Source organism: Gammaproteobacteria bacterium, from assembly GCA_013816845.1.
In the GTDB taxonomy this organism is placed as follows: domain Bacteria; phylum Pseudomonadota; class Gammaproteobacteria; order DSM-16500; family DSM-16500; genus Aquicella.
Map to the genome: position 1 here is coordinate 1 of JACDDU010000001.1, position 16754 is coordinate 16754.

At 40.7% G+C, this 16754-nt stretch carries 18 protein-coding genes and 1 tRNA gene; 12 read left to right on the top strand and 7 right to left on the bottom strand.

Annotation, left to right across the window (positions count from 1 at the left end):
- Nucleotides 1-401: 401 nt before the first annotated feature.
- From H0W64_00005 to rpmE, 4 genes are all read left to right on the top strand, one after another.
- A complete protein-coding gene (locus tag H0W64_00005; GenBank protein ID MBA3660094.1) occupies nucleotides 402-1073 on the top strand; it encodes a hypothetical protein in 672 nt (223 codons plus the stop codon).
- A gap of 208 nt (nucleotides 1074-1281) precedes the next feature.
- A complete protein-coding gene (glnA, locus tag H0W64_00010) occupies nucleotides 1282-2688 on the top strand; it encodes a type I glutamate--ammonia ligase (GenBank protein MBA3660095.1) in 1407 nt (468 codons plus the stop codon).
- Nucleotides 2689-2701: 13 nt separating this feature from the next.
- Nucleotides 2702-3469, top strand: coding sequence for an exodeoxyribonuclease III (gene xth / locus H0W64_00015; protein MBA3660096.1), 768 nt, complete (start codon nucleotides 2702-2704; stop codon nucleotides 3467-3469).
- An 81-nt stretch (nucleotides 3470-3550) separates the two neighbouring features.
- On the top strand, nucleotides 3551-3943 hold the full coding sequence (rpmE, locus tag H0W64_00020; protein MBA3660097.1) for a 50S ribosomal protein L31: 393 nt from the start codon (nucleotides 3551-3553) through the stop codon (nucleotides 3941-3943).
- Nucleotides 3944-4087: 144 nt separating this feature from the next.
- Here the strand turns inward: rpmE and H0W64_00025 are convergent.
- Nucleotides 4088-4161, bottom strand: a tRNA-Met gene (locus H0W64_00025).
- A 236-nt stretch (nucleotides 4162-4397) separates the two neighbouring features.
- Between H0W64_00025 and rpsF the strand changes: the two genes are divergently transcribed.
- The 7 genes from rpsF to H0W64_00060 all read left to right on the top strand — a co-directional run bounded on the left by rpsF (nucleotide 4398) and on the right by H0W64_00060 (nucleotide 10121).
- A complete protein-coding gene (gene rpsF / locus H0W64_00030) occupies nucleotides 4398-4841 on the top strand; it encodes a 30S ribosomal protein S6 (protein ID MBA3660098.1) in 444 nt (147 codons plus the stop codon).
- 27 nt (nucleotides 4842-4868) lie between these two features.
- Nucleotides 4869-5093, top strand: coding sequence for a 30S ribosomal protein S18 (locus H0W64_00035; GenBank protein MBA3660099.1), 225 nt, complete (start codon nucleotides 4869-4871; stop codon nucleotides 5091-5093).
- Nucleotides 5094-5101: 8 nt separating this feature from the next.
- On the top strand, nucleotides 5102-6037 hold the full coding sequence (locus tag H0W64_00040; GenBank protein MBA3660100.1) for a hypothetical protein: 936 nt from the start codon (nucleotides 5102-5104) through the stop codon (nucleotides 6035-6037).
- Between the two features lie 22 nt (nucleotides 6038-6059).
- Nucleotides 6060-6512 (top strand): 50S ribosomal protein L9, encoded by a 453-nt coding sequence (rplI, locus tag H0W64_00045; GenBank protein MBA3660101.1) that lies wholly within the window; start codon nucleotides 6060-6062, stop codon nucleotides 6510-6512.
- 202 nt (nucleotides 6513-6714) lie between these two features.
- Nucleotides 6715-8121: a replicative DNA helicase gene (gene dnaB, locus H0W64_00050; protein ID MBA3660102.1), complete on the top strand. Its 1407-nt coding sequence runs from the start codon at nucleotides 6715-6717 to the stop codon at nucleotides 8119-8121.
- Nucleotides 8118-9224 (top strand): alanine racemase, encoded by a 1107-nt coding sequence (gene alr / locus H0W64_00055; GenBank protein ID MBA3660103.1) that lies wholly within the window; start codon nucleotides 8118-8120, stop codon nucleotides 9222-9224. The genes dnaB and alr overlap by 4 nt, the downstream gene beginning before the upstream one ends.
- Nucleotides 9225-9275: 51 nt before the next feature.
- Nucleotides 9276-10121, top strand: coding sequence for a S1/P1 nuclease (locus H0W64_00060; GenBank protein MBA3660104.1), 846 nt, complete (start codon nucleotides 9276-9278; stop codon nucleotides 10119-10121).
- A gap of 204 nt (nucleotides 10122-10325) precedes the next feature.
- Here H0W64_00060 and radA read toward each other — a convergent pair whose 3' ends face one another.
- Both radA and H0W64_00070 read right to left on the bottom strand, forming a co-directional pair.
- On the bottom strand, nucleotides 10326-11687 hold the full coding sequence (gene radA / locus H0W64_00065; protein ID MBA3660105.1) for a DNA repair protein RadA: 1362 nt from the start codon (nucleotides 11685-11687) through the stop codon (nucleotides 10326-10328).
- A 130-nt stretch (nucleotides 11688-11817) separates the two neighbouring features.
- The gene (locus H0W64_00070; GenBank protein MBA3660106.1) at nucleotides 11818-12276 is read right to left on the bottom strand and encodes a glycine zipper 2TM domain-containing protein; all 459 of its coding nucleotides are present in this window, start codon (nucleotides 12274-12276) and stop codon (nucleotides 11818-11820) included.
- Nucleotides 12277-12365: 89 nt separating this feature from the next.
- On the opposite strand from H0W64_00070, the gene H0W64_00075 reads away from it, so the two are divergent.
- Entirely contained in the window at nucleotides 12366-12809 is a 444-nt protein-coding gene (locus tag H0W64_00075) for a GNAT family N-acetyltransferase (GenBank protein MBA3660107.1), read from the top strand.
- Nucleotides 12810-12817: 8 nt separating this feature from the next.
- On the opposite strand, the gene H0W64_00080 is transcribed toward H0W64_00075, so the two are convergent.
- The 4 genes from H0W64_00080 to potA are packed head-to-tail and all read right to left on the bottom strand — an operon-like array spanning nucleotide 12818 to nucleotide 16601.
- The gene (locus H0W64_00080; GenBank protein MBA3660108.1) at nucleotides 12818-13867 is read right to left on the bottom strand and encodes a spermidine/putrescine ABC transporter substrate-binding protein; all 1050 of its coding nucleotides are present in this window, start codon (nucleotides 13865-13867) and stop codon (nucleotides 12818-12820) included.
- The gene (potC, locus tag H0W64_00085; protein ID MBA3660109.1) at nucleotides 13864-14646 is read right to left on the bottom strand and encodes a spermidine/putrescine ABC transporter permease PotC; all 783 of its coding nucleotides are present in this window, start codon (nucleotides 14644-14646) and stop codon (nucleotides 13864-13866) included. Before potC ends, H0W64_00080 begins: the two co-directional genes overlap by 4 nt.
- Nucleotides 14647-14665: 19 nt before the next feature.
- Nucleotides 14666-15517, bottom strand: a complete 852-nt coding sequence (potB, locus tag H0W64_00090) for a spermidine/putrescine ABC transporter permease PotB (protein MBA3660110.1) — start codon at nucleotides 15515-15517, stop codon at nucleotides 14666-14668.
- Nucleotides 15507-16601: a spermidine/putrescine ABC transporter ATP-binding protein PotA gene (gene potA / locus H0W64_00095; GenBank protein ID MBA3660111.1), complete on the bottom strand. Its 1095-nt coding sequence runs from the start codon at nucleotides 16599-16601 to the stop codon at nucleotides 15507-15509. Before potA ends, potB begins: the two co-directional genes overlap by 11 nt.
- Nucleotides 16602-16754: the final 153 nt, after the last annotated feature.

The following is a 16754-nucleotide window of genomic DNA, read 5'->3' on the forward strand; positions in this document are numbered from 1 at the left end:
ATCCCATCTCGAACTCAGAAGTGAAACCATTTAGCGCCTATGATAGTGTGGACCTGATCCGCGCAAAAGTCGGTCATCGCCAGGCGCTAATTACTAAAACCCCCGCTTAACACCGGGGGTTTTTTTTACTGAATTAAAATTAATTTACGTTCCTCTTTGCATCCATCTCATAAAAATTTCTAGCATTAATTAAATACAAAATTTATTTTAAGAATTCTCCTTGCTTAATTTCAAAGATATTTTATTTAAAAAAAGATAATTATAAATTTTGTTCAGAAATTTTTAAAAAAAATACTAAATAAAATTAGTAAACAAGGTGAGCTTGTTCTCAATGAATTTTCATGTAATATAAAAAATTGTAAGTAAAAAATAAGTTTAACAAAAAAAACAATAGGAATTTTATGAAGCAAACAAAACAAGAAGTTCAAAAACTTATCGCTGAGATAAAAACTGTAATCACCGCCTATGAAACTGAAACATTAGATCGCCAAAAGCATCATTATGGATTAAATCCCAGGCACATAAAGCAAGCAAAAAATTTAGCTAAATCACTGGATAAAATTGATATTGAGTCTCTAGAGGAACAACATGATTGTAAAAAAGCTTTAGATAATATTTTAGTCTTGCTAAAACCGTTCGTTAGCCCTGATCCAACAAAGTCTTTTCTTTTTGGAAAAAAAGATGGCTCACCAAAGGGCGGTACGCGTCTTCAAACTGCATTGAAACCAACTTATGACGAGCTTATCTCACCGAACGTTATTAATCTTAATGTTTTAGCAAAACCTTATGAGCCGGTTATTCCAAACCTTAGCGCTTTAAACGCTGTTAGTACAAGTAACTTAAATAACGCTATGGCTTCTATTAATTTATCTAACAAGCAGAGAAAAAAGTATCATAGTAAAAAAGTGAACCATGCTGAGAAAAATTCTGATTCAACTAATCCGATCATCATTACTCCTGCTGCAAGTTCATCACCGAAACCAGGTTTATTTCAAAATTCGGCTGTTGCAGTGCCTGAGGTGGTAAGTGTTGAGCAAGCTGCAACTTCTTCTCCATTAAGTAAACCTAATTAATCTATTTAAAAATAAGTATCCGTTGACACACGGATACTTATTTTTTATCGACATTCGATTACCCTTCAATTTCTCTTAGATCAAATTTTATGCAGTATTCTTATTTTATAAATGCAGTTTTTTCACCGCTTAGTTATTTTAAAAAAACTTGCGAAAAAAACACTATCATCAGCTAGAATACTTCAAGTATCTAATTGGGAGAGGGGCGATGAGCGAAAGAATAAAAAATATGATTAAAGAACACGAAGTTCAATATGTGGACTTACGGTTTACCGATTTACGCGGTAAAGAACATCACGTTACCATTCCCCAAAGTAAGATTGATAGCAACTTTTTTAAATATGGCAAGGCTTTTGATGGTTCTTCTTTGTGCGGTTGGCAAAATATCAATAAGTCTGATCTCTTACTTAAGCCTGATGAAAATACTGCTATGTTGGATATCTTTTGTGAAGTGCCAACTTTAATTATACGTTGTGATATTGAAGACCCCGATACAAGAAAACCCTATATTCGTGACCCTCGCGCTGTAAGCAAACGTGCTGAAGCTTATCTCACCTCTTCTGGCATTGCTGAAGTTTGCTACTTTGGTCAAGAAGTTGAGTTTTTTATTTTTGATGATGTTCGTTGGGACATTCAAATGAACGGCTGTTTTTATAAAGTCGATTCTGAAGAAGCAAGTTGGAATACGGGTTTATGTCTTGATAATGGGAACATGGGACATAGACCGAGAATCAAAGGAGGTTATTTTCCAGTGCCACCTGTCGACTCCTATCACAACCTTCGTAGTGACATGTGCAATGCCTTAATGACCATGGGCATGGTACCCGAAGTTCATCACCATGAAGTAGCCACGTGTGGACAGAATGAGATAACAACGCGTTATAGCACTCTACTAAATAAATCTGATGAAATGCTTATGTTTAAGTATGTTATTCAAAATGTTGCTCATGCTAATAACAAAACAGTCACTTTTATGCCTAAACCCTTAGTGGGTGATAATGGCAGCGGTCTCCATTGTCATCAATCTTTAGCAACGGGTAAGAAAAATTTATTTGCTGGCGATGAATATGCGGGCTTGTCAGAAATGGCTCTCTATTATATTGGTGGTATTATTAAACATGCGCGCTCACTTAATGCATTCACTAACCCAAGCACAAATAGTTACAAACGTTTAGTCCCTGGTTTTGAAGCACCTGTGACTATGGTTTACTCGGAAGGTAATCGTTCTGCGGGGATTCGTATTCCTCATGTCTTTAATGCAAATGAGAAACGTATCGAAGCTCGATTCCCTGATGCAATGGCTAATCCGTACTTGGCTTTCAGTGCTATGCTTATGGCAGGGTTGGATGGCATTAAAAATAAAATTCATCCAGGCGAACCCATTAATGAAAATTTATATGATATGCCTGAGAAGCAAGTTAATGTGCTTCCCAGCCTCTGCTCATCACTCGAGCAAGCATTAGATCATTTGGAAAAAGATCACACTTACTTACTAGAAGGTGGCGTTTTTACCAAAGATATTATTGATGCTTACATTAGTGTTAAACGTGAAGAAGTCACTCGCTTAAACATGACAACGCATCCTATTGAGTTTGACTTGTACTATAGTTTGTAAAAGTTGAGTTGATTTGAAAATTGCAACCTGGAACATTAATTCATTACGGGTGCGGCTACCGCATGTTATTTCGTGGCTGCAACAAGTGCGCCCGGATATTTTGGCTTTGCAAGAAACCAAAATTACCAATGATTGTTTTCCTTTTGATGAACTCAAAGTATTAGGCTATGAAGTGATCGCCTCAGGTCAACGGACTTACAATGGCGTGGCGATTTTAAGCCGTCTTCCTATCTCACAATGTGTGGTGGATTTGCCCGACATTACTGATCCGCAACGTCGCGTATTGTGTGCAACCATCGGTGACTTGCGCATTCTTAATCTATATATTCCAAATGGCGAAGGCATTACCTCCCCAAAATATGAATATAAATTAAAATGGTTGCGATCGCTGGACACATTTTTAAAAACGGAGCTAGCTGACCATCCTAAGATGGTCGTTCTCGGTGATTTTAATATTGCCCCTGAAGAAATTGATGTTTACAACCCTAAACGTTGGCAAGGAAAAGTCCTATTTAGCCCGCCTGAACGTGAATCCTTTAGGCGGCTTTTAGATGCGGGTTTTGCAGATTGCTTCCGAACTTTATACCCTGAGGAGCGGAAATTTTCTTGGTGGGATTATCGTTTACAAGCTTTTCCACGTGGTTGGGGGTTAAGGATCGATCATATCTTGGCTAGCAATAGCCTTATTAAGCAATGCATTAAGTGTGAAATCGACCAGGCGCCTCGTGCTTGGGAGCGACCTTCGGATCATGCCCCCGTTTTAGCTGAATTCCGTCTATAATTACCTGTGGCGTCCTGGGTAACTTGATTATCAGGTTATTCTTAGTTATGATGCCGCCTCATTAATAAGGGTTCGTCAGAAATGAAGCCAAACATTCATCCACAATATAAAGAAGTGAAAGTTGTCTGCAATTGCGGCCATGTTTTCATGACACGCTCCACTATGGAAAAAGATCAACTTACACTTGAAGTCTGCGCTGCGTGCCATCCTTTCTACACTGGTACTCAAAAAATTATGGATACAGCTGGCCGGGTCGATCGTTTCCGTCAGAAGTATGGTTTAAAGACCAAAGAAGCAAAGCCTGCTGAAGTTGAAAAGACTAAAGAAGCAAAACCCGCTGAAGTCGAAAAAACCGTCGAAGCAAAATCTGCTGATGTTGAAAAAACGGTCGAAGCAAAGCCTGCTGAAACTGCAAAGCCAAAAGAAAAAGCTAAAGTAAAAGCCAAAGCGGCGAAGGCTAAAGATAGTAAATAAGCGTTGGTTATTGTATTTAAAAGCTACGTCGTTGATGCGATGTAGCTTTTTTTGTGTTCAAATTGGGTGGGCTAAAAGACTAAATCGTTTAAAACTAAACATGATTCAAAATATTATCGCGAAAAATTCGCCTTGGATTGCTTCTGGCTATGGGTGGACTCGAACCACCGACCTCAGCATTATGAGTGCCGCGCTCTAACCAACTGAGCTACATAGCCAAATCACGCAGGAAGGTCGCTATTCTCAAAGTTTTCAACGGGTTTTGTCAAGGAACTATTATCAAATATTTAAATTAATTATTAGTGGCATCTTACCCTTCAATTTAATAAAGTTTGCATTGCCCCCTTATCTTTCGTACAATTAGCACCCTTAAAATTAAGTATCACTCCTTGCTTTCTTCTATTGAAGAAAGCTCAAATCCGAGGGGAGCAATCCTATGAAAAGTAATGAAGCAATGCGGAATTACGAAGTCGTATTCCTAGTTCATCCAGATCAAAGCGAACAAGTCCCAGCTATGATCGAACGCTATAGCAACCTAATTACCCAGCATGATGGCAAAATTCATCGACTTGAAGATTGGGGTCGAAGACCATTAGCTTACCCGATCAATAAAATCATGAAAGCCCACTATGTTCTTATGAATATTGAGTGCGCCCAATCAACTGTAGATGAATTGAGCGATAGCTTCCGCTATAACGATGCTGTCATTCGAAATATGGTCTTACGTACTAAAAATGCAGTGACAGAGCCTTCACCCATTTCTAAAGAAAAAGATAGCCGCGGTGAGATGGATGCAAGTGCACGGGAAGATAAAGAAGGCCGCGATCGCCCTGAAAGTTCTTTCGCTAAAAAAGAAACGCCAGACGAAGACGCAGCAGCAACAACTTCTCCTCAATAATTAATTTACAAGGCAGGGCTAAGCCAAATGGCTACTTATTTTCGTCGTAAAAAAATGTGTTACTTCACGGCTAATAAACTAGATGATATCGATTACAAAGATATCAACTTACTTCGTAAGTTTATTATGGAAAATGGCAAAATTGTCCCCAGTCGTATCACGGGTACAAAAGCGCCTTACCAACGTAAGCTTGCAAAAGCAGTTAAATTAGCACGTTTCTTAGCTTTATTACCTTACTGCGATAGGCATTAATTGGCACTATGTGGCTACAACGTTTTACCGCTTATTTATTGCGACATCGTTGGCAAGCGATTGGCTTAACATTTATCAGCACCTTTATTCCTGTTATTGGGGTGTTTGGTATTTTACTTGCAGCGGTTGTGACCCTTTGCCGGGGGATTGTAGAAGGAGCGTTGTTTACACTCGCTGCTACAGTTCCTTATTTTTTAAGTTTTTCGCTAAGCACACAGGCTAAAACCCAATTCCCCCTTGTTGTCTGGGCAGCGATTGGTGTTGCTGTAATTAGTAATCTCCTAACCTGGGCGTTTGCCGTTATGTTGCGCAGACAGGCGAGCTGGCGTTTAATTTTAGAAATGGCGGCGCTGATTGGGGTTTTAGTGGTGAGCATTATTCACCTTGCCTATCCTGAGATTGCGCAATGGTGGGGCACGCAGTTGACCGCCTACTACCATCAAGCTCAAACGATTGCAGGGATGGCCAAAGGCGTTGCACCTAGTGCTGAAGTGCAGCTAGAAGGTATTAACATTACCAAGCAATACGCTACAGGGCTTATTGCGGCAGCGATTCTTTTCAATGCTATTTTACAGCTTATCATTGCCCGGTGGTGGCAATCGAAAGCGTTCAAAGCAGTTAACTTAAGAAAAGAATTACACCAGATACGTTTAAGTCCCTTAGCAGGCATGCTTTTTCTAGCAAGCTTCGTTCTGCAATATTTGGGCAATAGTGTCATTTTAGATATAATGCCCATCCTATATGTTTTGTTTGGGGCCGCGGGTTTAAGCTTTATCCATTATGTCTTTGGGTTGGGGAAGTCACCAATCTCATGGTTTTGGTTAGCGCTAATTTATGTCAGCATCATTTTCTCATTACCCATGAGTATGGTGATGGTTTCATTTTTAGCGATGTTTGATAGCTGGTTTGATTTACGAAAACGTTTTAAGAAAGTTATAAAATGACATTTTAAAAGAGGGTAGAAAGGTGGAAGTTATTTTACTTGAAAAATTGCGTAACCTCGGTGTTCTCGGTGAAAAAGTTAAAGTTAAACCTGGCTATGCGAGAAACTATCTTATTCCTCAAGGCAAAGCTGTGTATGCCAATTCAGTGAATATTGAAAAATTTGAAAAACGCCGTGCTGAACTCGAAAAACGCGAAGCTGAAAAACATCAGCTAACGGTCGCAAGAAAAGACGCCATTGCAGCATTGGGCACTGTGACCCTTACTGCTAAGTCAGGCGATGAAGGAAAATTATTTGGTTCAATCGGAACCCGCGATATTGCCCTCGCAATTGAAGCTGCCGGACAACCCATAGAAAAACGTGAAGTGATTTTACCTGAAGGCGCTATTCGAAAAACGGGTGAATACGTGATTACTATAGAACTTGAAAGTGACATCATTACAACGCTTAAGCTCAACGTTATTCCGGAAGCTTAAGCTCCTCGCGCGTTATGGCGTGATTAAGTTGTGACATGAAGAGGCAACCTTATCCTAGGCTTGCCTCTTTTTGTATAACACTCGACATATTAAATATTGAAATGATTTCATTTTATACAAAATGTCTTTTGGACAATTCCGGATAATAGTGAGAAAATTCACCTAATTTATCCTAAAGGATTTTTAGGACAACAACTCTCACATGACTGAAGTCTCTCAATACAAAAAAACTTATCCTAATCGCGCTGCAACGCAAAGCGTTAATCATATTCCCCCTCATTCTAATGAAGCAGAGCAATCTGTTTTGGGCGGTTTAATGTTGGATAACCGCGCGCTTGATCAAATTGTCGATCGATTACATGAGCAAGATTTTTATCGTCATGATCATCGTATTTTATTCCGGACTATGATTAAGCTGTCGGATCAAAGTAAGCCAATCGATGTTTTAACTGTAACGGAAGCTTTACGCGAAATAAATGAATTGAGTCAAGTTGGCGGCGAAGTTTACTTGTTTGAACTTGCTAACAATACGCCCAGTGCCGCCAATATTACGGCTTATGCTGATATTGTGCGAGAACGTTCTGTTTTACGCCAATTGATCGCGACAGCTAATGATATCAGTGAAAGTGCCTACAATGTTCAAGGTCGCTCTATCACAGAACTATTAGATGTTGCAGAGCGCAGCGTTTTTGCAATTTCAGAGCAGGGCGCTCGCGGTGAAGGGCCAGTTAATATTAAAAGTTTTTTAGCTAAAACGATGGATCGCATTGACACTTTGTTTCATTCAAACAGTGCGATTACGGGTATACCCACGGGCTATCATGATTTTGATGATATGACCTCCGGTCTCCAATCGTCCGATATGGTTATCATTGCAGGCCGCCCTTCTATGGGAAAAACAGCGTTAGCCATGAATATTGCAGAACATGTTGCAATTAAAAGTCGCTCACCTGTCCTTATTTTTAGTATGGAAATGCCCGGGGAGGCGATCGTTATGCGATTACTTTCCTCCCTATGTCGTATTGACCAATTGCGAATTCGTACGGGGAAATTAGCAGATGAAGATTGGCCTCGCATTAGTTCCACCGTCAGTATGTTATCAGACGCGCCCCTCTTCATTGATGATACCCCCGGCTTGAGTCCTGCTGAGATGCGTGCCAGAGCAAGACGCCTTGCAAAAGAGCATGGGCAACTCGGCTTAATTGTGGTGGATTATTTGCAACTCATGCAAGTTCCTGGCTTTAATGAAAATCGTACTGCGGAAATTTCAGAGATTTCCCGTTCGCTAAAAAGTTTAGCAAAAGAACTCAAAGTTCCAGTTATTGCATTATCGCAATTAAATCGGGGTCTTGAACAACGCGCGGATAAACGCCCCATTATGTCTGATTTAAGAGAGTCAGGCGCCATTGAACAAGATGCAGATCTCATCGTTTTCATTTATCGTGATGAAGTTTATAACGACAGCAGCCCCGATAAGGGAACGGCAGAAATCATCATTGCTAAACAACGAAACGGCCCCATTGGAAAGGTAAGACTTACTTTCATGGGTCAATATACTTGCTTTGAAAACTTCATTCGGACTTCAGGGGGAGGCGATCATCGCTCATGAGCCGTCCCACTTATGTTTCGATTGATCTTGTTGCTTTAGAGCACAATCTTCAGTTAGTTAAATCTCTAGCACCTCACCGACAAATTATTGCCATGGTTAAAGCGAATGCATATGGCCATGGTGTCGTGCGTGTTGCGCAAGCGCTGCAGAAAGCTGATGCATTAGGTGTTGCATCTTATGAAGAAGGAATGAAGTTACGCGAAACTGGCATTAAACAACCTATTGTTCTCATGGAAGGCTTGTTCGATGAAAGTGAATTGATTGATTGTGTCGCACAAGATTTTACCTTAGTTGTCCATCATCTCGAACATATTGAAATATTAGAGCGCGCAAAACTGAATAGACCGGTGCAAGTTTGGCTAAAAATTAATACGGGTATGCACCGCTTGGGTGTTGATCCGCATTTAGTAGAACCGCTTTACGCTCGTCTCAATGCACTTCCTCATATTAAAAAACCCATCGGTTTGATGACGCATTTCGCAGAGGCAGACTTATTAGATAGTTCGATGACTTTGCAACAAATTAATTGTTTTAATCAAATTGCAAACCGTTACGATGTTCCAAAAAGTCTAGCCAACTCTGCAGCGATTATTGCTTGGAAAGAAGCGCACGGTGATTGGGTGCGTCCGGGTTTAATGTTATATGGCGCATCGCCCTTTCCACAAAAAACGGGCTTAGATCATGGGTTAAAACCGGTAATGACACTGACATCGCGTTTAATTGCGATTACACCGGTAAAAAAAGGCGGCAGAGTGGGCTACGGCGGTACATGGACCGCACCTGAAGATCTTTCTATTGGGGTGGTTGGGGTGGGCTATGGTGATGGCTATCCTCAGTTTGCTCAGAATGGTGCACCTGTTTTAGTTCGCAATATTGAATGTCCTTTAGTGGGTCGCGTATCGATGGATATGTTAACCGTAGATTTACGACACGTTCCTGATGCGAAAGTTGGTGATCTTGTTACGCTTTGGGGAAAGGGTTTACCTGTTGAACGTGTAGCACAAGCTAGCTTAACTTCTGCTTATGAAATCTTGACGCGGATGACACCGAGACCTAAGATCGAAGTTAAAGCGCTCGAAATAAATAAAGAAGCGATCCGTTAAGCGCATTAAACGATTGAGTCTAAACATCAGGTTAACAACTAGGAATTTGCCATGTCGCGTTATCTTGCTTCACTCCCCCTTTTCTTTTTGTCATTGTTCATTACCCCTTTGTTTGCCTGGAACGCTTTAGGTCATATGATTGTTGCACAAATTGCTTATGAAAACTTAAAGCCTGATGTACGCGTAAAAGTGGATGATTTGGTCCATCACTTCACTGAAGAATATCCGGAGATGAAATATTTCCAACAACTTTCTTATTGGCCTGATACTTTACGCTCACAACGAATTGAAACGTTTACGCGTTGGCATTATATCGACGTTGCTTTTTCTAAAGACGGTACAGCGACAAAAGAAAAGATCGACACCGATAATGCAGCCTGGGCAATCAAAAATCTAGTCGCGATTGTTCCGTACGAACGCGCCAATGTTTATGAACGCGCTCGTTTTCTCGCATTTTTAATTCATATAGTCGGCGATTTACATCAACCGTTACATACCGTCACTTATTTTTCAGCGGAACATCCAGAAGGTGATCGTGGCGGTAATGCCTATATGATTCGCTACAACAATCAACGGGTAAAATTGCATTCATTATGGGATTCCGGCATCGAAAATTTTAAATCCGATCCGAATTTAAGTAATGCCGCGTGGTTTAGCAATATCATTACTCAGCATTATCCAAAATCTTTTTTTGGCGCCAAAGCTTATTCATTTAATGCAGAAGTGTGGGTAAAGGAAGGCATGGACAATGCGCGAACCCATGTTTATAACACGCCAGAGAATCAAGGTGCTTCATCTGCCTATATCGAAAATGCCAAAAAAATTGCAGAGCAACAAGTGGCTCTCGCGGGTTATCGGCTTGCCGGCTTATTAAATTATCTTTTTACTCCGCGGTAATTTTCGGAGAAGGAGAAGGGCTTGGTTAGTTGTTGGCTTAGAAGTTAAATCTCGGTTAAACGTAACTGCTCCCAACTTACTCGTTAGGTTCGTTGAGGTTAAGCGGATGGGAATTGCAAGTAGCGTTGTAGCAGCGTCGTAGCCTGGGTGCAGCGCAGCGTAACCCAGGAGCAACTTACGCCGGATGAGGTGTCACAATAGAAATTACTCGGCGGCGTCAAAAGCATTCACTGCATCCTTGATTGTCGCTACTGGTACCAGTTTTATTCCTTCAACCGGGTGTTGCGCGTTCGCTTGTGGCACTATCGCGGTGGTGAATCCATGCTTGGCTGCTTCTTTAAGTCGTTCGATGCCGCCTGAAACTGGTCTGATTTCGCCAGCGAGACCAATTTCACCGAAGGTGAGGAGATGATGGGGAAGTGGACGATTACGCAAGCTTGAAAGAATAGCGAATACAACTGCCAAATCAGCGGCAGTTTCAAATATTTGTAACCCACCCACTACATTTAAAAATACATCAAGATTATGGGTTGCAATACCACTATGCCGATTAATGACGGCGAGTAGCATGGAGAGTCTTTCTTTATCTAAACCTACTGATAGTCTGCGTGGTACCGCGACATGGCTTTGATCAATTAATGCTTGGACTTCTACTAACAGTGGGCGCGTACCTTCTTTCGTTGCGGTAATGATGCTGCCAGGTACCGGTTTTTCATATCTCGATAAAAAGATAGCGGAAGGATGGCTTACTTCGCGTAAACCTTTTTCTGTCATCGCAAAAAATCCTAATTCATTAACTGCACCAAAACGATTCTTGACGGCACGGATGATGCGATAACGATTGTCTTGTTCACCTTCAAAATATAAGACGGTGTCAACCATGTGTTCAAGCACTCGCGGTCCTGCAATACTGCCATCTTTCGTGACGTGGCCAACAAAAAATAAAGCCGTACCGGATTGTTTCGCATAATTCACGAGTTGCATCGCACTTTCTCTTACTTGGCCAACGGATCCGGGCGCTGAACCCAAAAGTGAAGTGTGCATGGTTTGAATGGAATCAATAACGACAACGCGTGGTTTTTCTCGTTGTAAATGTAAAAGAATATTTTCCACATGCGTATCGGCAAGTAACCATAAATCTTTTTCAGGTAAACCTAACCGACGCGCACGTAATGTAATTTGTTCTAAAGATTCTTCACCTGTGACATATAACACTTTCAATGATTGGCTGAGATAGGCAAGCGCTTGGATTAAAACAGTTGACTTGCCAATGCCAGGGTCACCACCAATTAACATGGCGCTTCCCATGATGATACCGCCGCCCAATACCCGATCTAATTCTTTTAACCCTGAGCTTTGACGATATTCTTGGTGTAATTTAACCGCTTCCATCCGCATGATCGATGTTTCTGCACCCGAATAATTTTGGTACCGAGAAGCAGATTGGATAGAACGAACTTCCTCAGCAATGGTGTTCCAAGCATTACACCCCGTGCATTGACCTGTCCATTTGGGATAAAGCGTACCGCAAGTTTGGCAGCAAAAAGTAAGTTTAGGTTTCGACATGACGATCCTTGCTCAGAATGCTTTGTGTGATTGATGCGACTAAAGGAATGGAAAAGAGTATAGAGCTAAACTGCCTGCCATAAAAGGAACGAACCCTCGCAAGGGGTCGCCCCTCTAGTGGTTTTAAAAATTAAGAAACAGCTTTCCATGCGCCGTCAGGTTGACGGCAGGCAGTTCCATAAATTTGCTGTTTTTTGCCGCCGATATCGGCTTGTGTACGATACTCACGGCAGTACTCATTGCCATGAACAGTGACATTACGCGTTGGGACGACTTCATAGGCGGTTCCACTGTGAGCATTGCGCCAATAGGCCGGTTGACCGATGTTGTTGTGTTCTAATGCTCTATTCATTCGTTGCCTATCATTGGCATCCATGTTCTTGCCGATTGAACCACCAATATAGGCGCCTGCAAGGGTGCCGGCTGCAATAGCTACCAGTCGGCCATCACCTGCGCCGATTGTGGATCCTAACAGTCCGCCTGCAACGCCCCCAGCTAAAACGCCGACATCTTGCTGAGTCATTTGAGCACAGCTCGTTAAACTGAGAACCCCAGCAAACAAGATGATGTTATTTATTATTTTATTCATTAGGTAATGGCCTCACGTAGTGATTGTTCAGACTTGGTGAGATATTCTATACTTCTGACGATAAGTTGCCAAATACAGCTGAGCATAATATGACCTATAGAGCTTCCCAACCGGATCAAAAATTCGGAGAATACGTTCTCTCAGCTAATAAAACAGAGATTGATTTAAATTATTTATACAATTTACTCTGTATTCCTTCCCGTTATTCCACGGGGTTGCCGCCAGAACGTTTTGCTTTAATTATCGAACATTCTCTTTGTTTTAATGTCTTTTACCAGGGCAAACAAGTTGGCTTTGCACGCGTCATTAGTGATAAATCAGAATTCGCATCCCTCTGGGATGTTTTCATTGATGATGAGCATCGTGGTAAAGGTGTGGGGCAGGCGTTATTGAAATATATTTTTTCGCATCCTCAGTTACGCGGTATTTTCCGGTGGTTTTTAATGACTGAAGATGCGCACGGTCTTTATCAAAAATTTGATTTCAAGAGTGAAATTTATAATCCATATATCATGATGAAAGTTAATGGTTAGTATGAATGTTAACCGCCCATCTTTAATATTTCCCAATACTTTTCATATTGATTCAGGACGTCTTCTCCTAAATCAGTTTGGAATTGACCTTTTTTCATCACTTCTGGGGGCGGGTAGGCAGTGGCATTATTACGGACAGCTTCGGGTAAAAGGTTTTTTGCAGCGAGGTTAGCCGTGGGATAAGAGGTTGCTAAAGCTACTTCTTTTCCAATGTCCGCGCGCAAAAGAAAATCGATAAAAGCATATGCTGTATCAGGATGGGGTGCTGTTTTTGGAATACTTAAGTTATCTACCCAAATTACAAATCCATCTTGTGGATAAAGAAAATGTAAGTTTTTATTTTCTTTCCATGCCTTATAAGTATCACCATTCCATGCTGTACCAACCGTTGCATCATCGTCAATCATGATGGAGACGACCGTGTCACTTGAAAAAACTTTAACATTTCGAATAAATGTTTTGAGTTTAAGATAAGCTTCTTTGATGTGTGCTGGATTAGGATCATTGGCGGGATAACCAAGCGATAACAATGCAATGGAAAAAATTTCCCGAATATCATCTAAAACCATCAATTGATTATAAAAGCGAGCATCCCATAAATCGGTCCATTTCTTGATGCTCTTCGGATCAAAATAAAGTGCATTAACGAAAATACCGGTTACACCCCATAAGTAGGGAATACTATATTCACCCGTTGGATCATAAGCCGGTTTTAAGAAATCAGGATTCAGATTTTTATAATTTGGGAGTTTGGTTTTATCAAGCACTAAAAGCATGTTTTGTTGCCGCATTCGATCAACAAAATAACTAGAAGGTAGAATTAAATCGTAACCTGGATTATTACTTGCGCGAAGTTTGGCATAAAGCACTTCGTTATTAGCATAAGTTGAGAGGTTAACTTTAATGCCCGTCTCTTTCTCAAATTGACGTACGATTTGATCAGGAATTTCACCTGCCCAAGCAAAAATATTTAAGACTTTACTCGCTGCAAATAAATGGATTGTAGAAAATAAAGTACCGAGTAAACAGCAAAGGTTTAGCGTAATTTTCTTTTTCATGAGAGATTTTTTTCTTTTCGTAATGCCAGCTGGGATAAAACGATCAGAAACAACGTAATAATAAATAGAACTGAACAGAGTGCGTTAATTTCAGGTTTAATACCGGCACGTACCATGGAATAAATGCGCAACGGTAAAATTTGGAATTCAGGGCCTGCTACAAAAAAACTAATAATGACGTCGTCAAGTGACAAAGTAAACGCTAATAGCCAGCTCGCTAAAATCGCAGGAGATAGCATCGGGAGAAGAATTCGTAAAAAAATACCCCAATCATTTGCGCCTAAATCATGCGCGGCCTCAAAAATATTTTTATCAAAACTGACTAAGCGTGAAAGCAAAGTTACAATGACAAAGGGAATGCAGAAACTGATGTGAGCCATCAATAAACTTGTAAAACCCAAGGGCAAATGCATCACCATAAAAAGGATGAGAAGCGCTGCCCCCATTACAATTTCGGGGGTGAGAATTAGAATAAAAACGAGAGCATTTAATGCATTCCGTCCATAGAAACGATACCGATAGATTGAAATGGCAGCCAATAACCCAATGAATGTTGCTGTACTTGCTGCGAGTGTTCCCAATAAAAAAGAGTGCCCCGTTGCAATCCATAAATCACGGTCAGCAAAGAGTTCTTGATACCATTTCCACGTAAATCCCTTCCACACTAGTGAATATTGAGCATCATTAAACGAGTAAATAATTAAAACCAAGATGGGCAAATAGAAAAAAAGAAAAATAATGCCAAGATAAATCGAAGCCGGCAGGGATTTTTTTTTCATTCGTAATGACCTCTCATTTTTATAGCAAATCTCTTTGTTTGCCGCGGGTAACAAGAAAATAAATGAGAATCAGCGTGGCTAATAAAAGGGTCAAAACCGTACTTACCGCTCCGCCTAGGGGCCAATTTTGTGCAACCAAAAATTGATTTTGAATTAAGTTTCCAAGTAAGAGAGATTTAGCGCCGCCTAAAATATCTGGAATGTAAAAAATTGTCATGGCGGGTAAAAATACTAAAATACAGCCAGCGATAATGCCAGGACTCGTTAGGGGAATGATGACTCTAGCAAATGTCGTGATGCGGCTTGCACCTAAATCATGCGCGGCATCGACCAAGCGTTCATCTAAGCGTTCAATATTCGTAATTAAAGGTAAAATCATGAAAGGCAGTAAATTGTAAACCAATCCTGCAATGACAGCGGTATTAGTAAACATAATAGATAGGGGTTGGTCGATGACTCCTAATGCTAATAATGCTGAATTTAAAATGCCTTTTGCTTTGAGAATTGCGATCAAAGCATAACTGCGAATAAGTGAACTTGTCCAAAAAGGAATAATGATGAGTAAGAGAAAGAGGTTTTTAAAGCGATTTTTCATGCGGGCAATCAAATAAGCAAAAGGATAACCCATTAATAAACAAATAAGAGTAGTGACACCTGCGACTAAAAAAGATTTTTCAAAAATATGTAAATAAAGAGTCTGCCCTAATTCTTGATAATTTTTTAGCGTGAAAGGAAGCGCAATTAAACTTTGATCAGTATGGCTTAAAAAGCTCACGATGATGATCAAGCCAATGGGGATCAAGGCAAATAAAAACAGCCATAATAATACGATGCTTAATGAAAAGTTTTTAAATCCTGAATCACTTTGCATAAGGCAAGACAACCTCCCACCCAGCTGCCCAGCTTACCCATACAGGTTCACCTATTTTATATTCCAATCGATCGTCATCTTCATCAAAAAATTCGGTGGCAGCAATCGTTTTTTGATTGCTTAAACGCACAATTAAATCAACCGTGGTGCCTTTGTAAGTTACTTCTTCTACCACGCCTGGAACCATGTCACTTGCATCTTGCACTTCAGGTTGGCCCCACACGCGGACATCCTCGGGACGAATCATGACATGAACTTTTTCGCCCATTTGGAATGACCGATGACTTTTGATTTTGCGATCTTTGCCAAACATATTAACAATTTGCTGATTGGGCGTTGCATTGGTAATCGTGCCATCATAAATGTTAACTTCCCCAATAAATTGGGCAACAGTTAAATTAGCAGGCTCTTCATAAACTTGTCGGGGCGTGCCAATTTGTTCGATATGACCTTCATGCATCACCACAACGCGATCTGACATGGAAAGTGCTTCTTCTTGATCATGGGTGACAAAAATAAAAGTAATCTTTAAAGTTCGCTGCAATTGTTTTAATTCAATTTGCATGGTTTTACGCAAACGATAATCAAGTGATGACAGAGGTTCATCGAGTAAAAGAACGCGTGGACGATTCACGGCAGCTCGTGCAATGGCAACGCGCTGTTGTTGTCCACCACTTAGTTGATGTGGTTTGCGTTGCGCATATTTTTCGAGCTTTACCATTCGTAGTACTTGTGAAACCCTTTCTTGAATTTCATCTGCTGGTATTTTCTGACAGCGTAGGCCAAAAGCAACATTTTCAAAAACACTCATATGTGGAAAGAGAGCATAGCTTTGGAATACGGTATGGACATGACGCTTGGCTGGCGGAAGCCCACTGACATCATGGTTGTCGATTAAAACCTGGCCAGAAGTCGGCGCGTCAAAACCGGAAATTAAACGGAGTAAAGTGGTTTTCCCACAACCAGATGGGCCTAAAAGGGTAAGGAATTCGCCTTCTTGTACGGTAAGATTGATATCGTGCAAGATTTCAAAATCGTGAATAACTTTATATACTGAGCGGAGCTCAACAACGTTATTGGACAATTCATTCATCCTCACTAAAACAGCAATTAAGAAGGGGAGAAATTATGGGTCCACGCTTTATAAAAGTCTAGCTATTTTTTATGTCTAAAAAACCTTAATCACCTGGAATAAATTTTGAGTAAAAACCTAAATTTAGAGGGAGTTCACTCCGTA

Excerpts from the sequence above, each read along its gene's own strand:
- H0W64_00005 (MBA3660094.1), top strand. The coding sequence starts at position 402 with ATGAAGCAAACAAAACAAGAAGTTCAAAAACTTATCGCTGAGATAAAA.
- glnA (MBA3660095.1), top strand. The coding sequence starts at position 1,282 with ATGAGCGAAAGAATAAAAAATATGATTAAAGAACACGAAGTTCAATAT.
- rpmE (MBA3660097.1), top strand. The coding sequence starts at position 3,551 with ATGAAGCCAAACATTCATCCACAATATAAAGAAGTGAAAGTTGTCTGC.
- rpsF (MBA3660098.1), top strand. The coding sequence starts at position 4,398 with ATGCGGAATTACGAAGTCGTATTCCTAGTTCATCCAGATCAAAGCGAA.
- H0W64_00035 (MBA3660099.1), top strand. The coding sequence starts at position 4,869 with ATGGCTACTTATTTTCGTCGTAAAAAAATGTGTTACTTCACGGCTAAT.
- H0W64_00040 (MBA3660100.1), top strand. The coding sequence starts at position 5,102 with ATGTGGCTACAACGTTTTACCGCTTATTTATTGCGACATCGTTGGCAA.
- dnaB (MBA3660102.1), top strand. The coding sequence starts at position 6,715 with ATGACTGAAGTCTCTCAATACAAAAAAACTTATCCTAATCGCGCTGCA.
- alr (MBA3660103.1), top strand. The coding sequence starts at position 8,118 with ATGAGCCGTCCCACTTATGTTTCGATTGATCTTGTTGCTTTAGAGCAC.
- H0W64_00060 (MBA3660104.1), top strand. The coding sequence starts at position 9,276 with ATGTCGCGTTATCTTGCTTCACTCCCCCTTTTCTTTTTGTCATTGTTC.
- radA (MBA3660105.1), bottom strand. The coding sequence starts at position 11,687 with ATGTCGAAACCTAAACTTACTTTTTGCTGCCAAACTTGCGGTACGCTT.
- H0W64_00070 (MBA3660106.1), bottom strand. The coding sequence starts at position 12,276 with ATGAATAAAATAATAAATAACATCATCTTGTTTGCTGGGGTTCTCAGT.
- H0W64_00075 (MBA3660107.1), top strand. The coding sequence starts at position 12,366 with ATGACCTATAGAGCTTCCCAACCGGATCAAAAATTCGGAGAATACGTT.
- H0W64_00080 (MBA3660108.1), bottom strand. The coding sequence starts at position 13,867 with ATGAAAAAGAAAATTACGCTAAACCTTTGCTGTTTACTCGGTACTTTA.
- potC (MBA3660109.1), bottom strand. The coding sequence starts at position 14,646 with ATGAAAAAAAAATCCCTGCCGGCTTCGATTTATCTTGGCATTATTTTT.
- potB (MBA3660110.1), bottom strand. The coding sequence starts at position 15,517 with ATGCAAAGTGATTCAGGATTTAAAAACTTTTCATTAAGCATCGTATTA.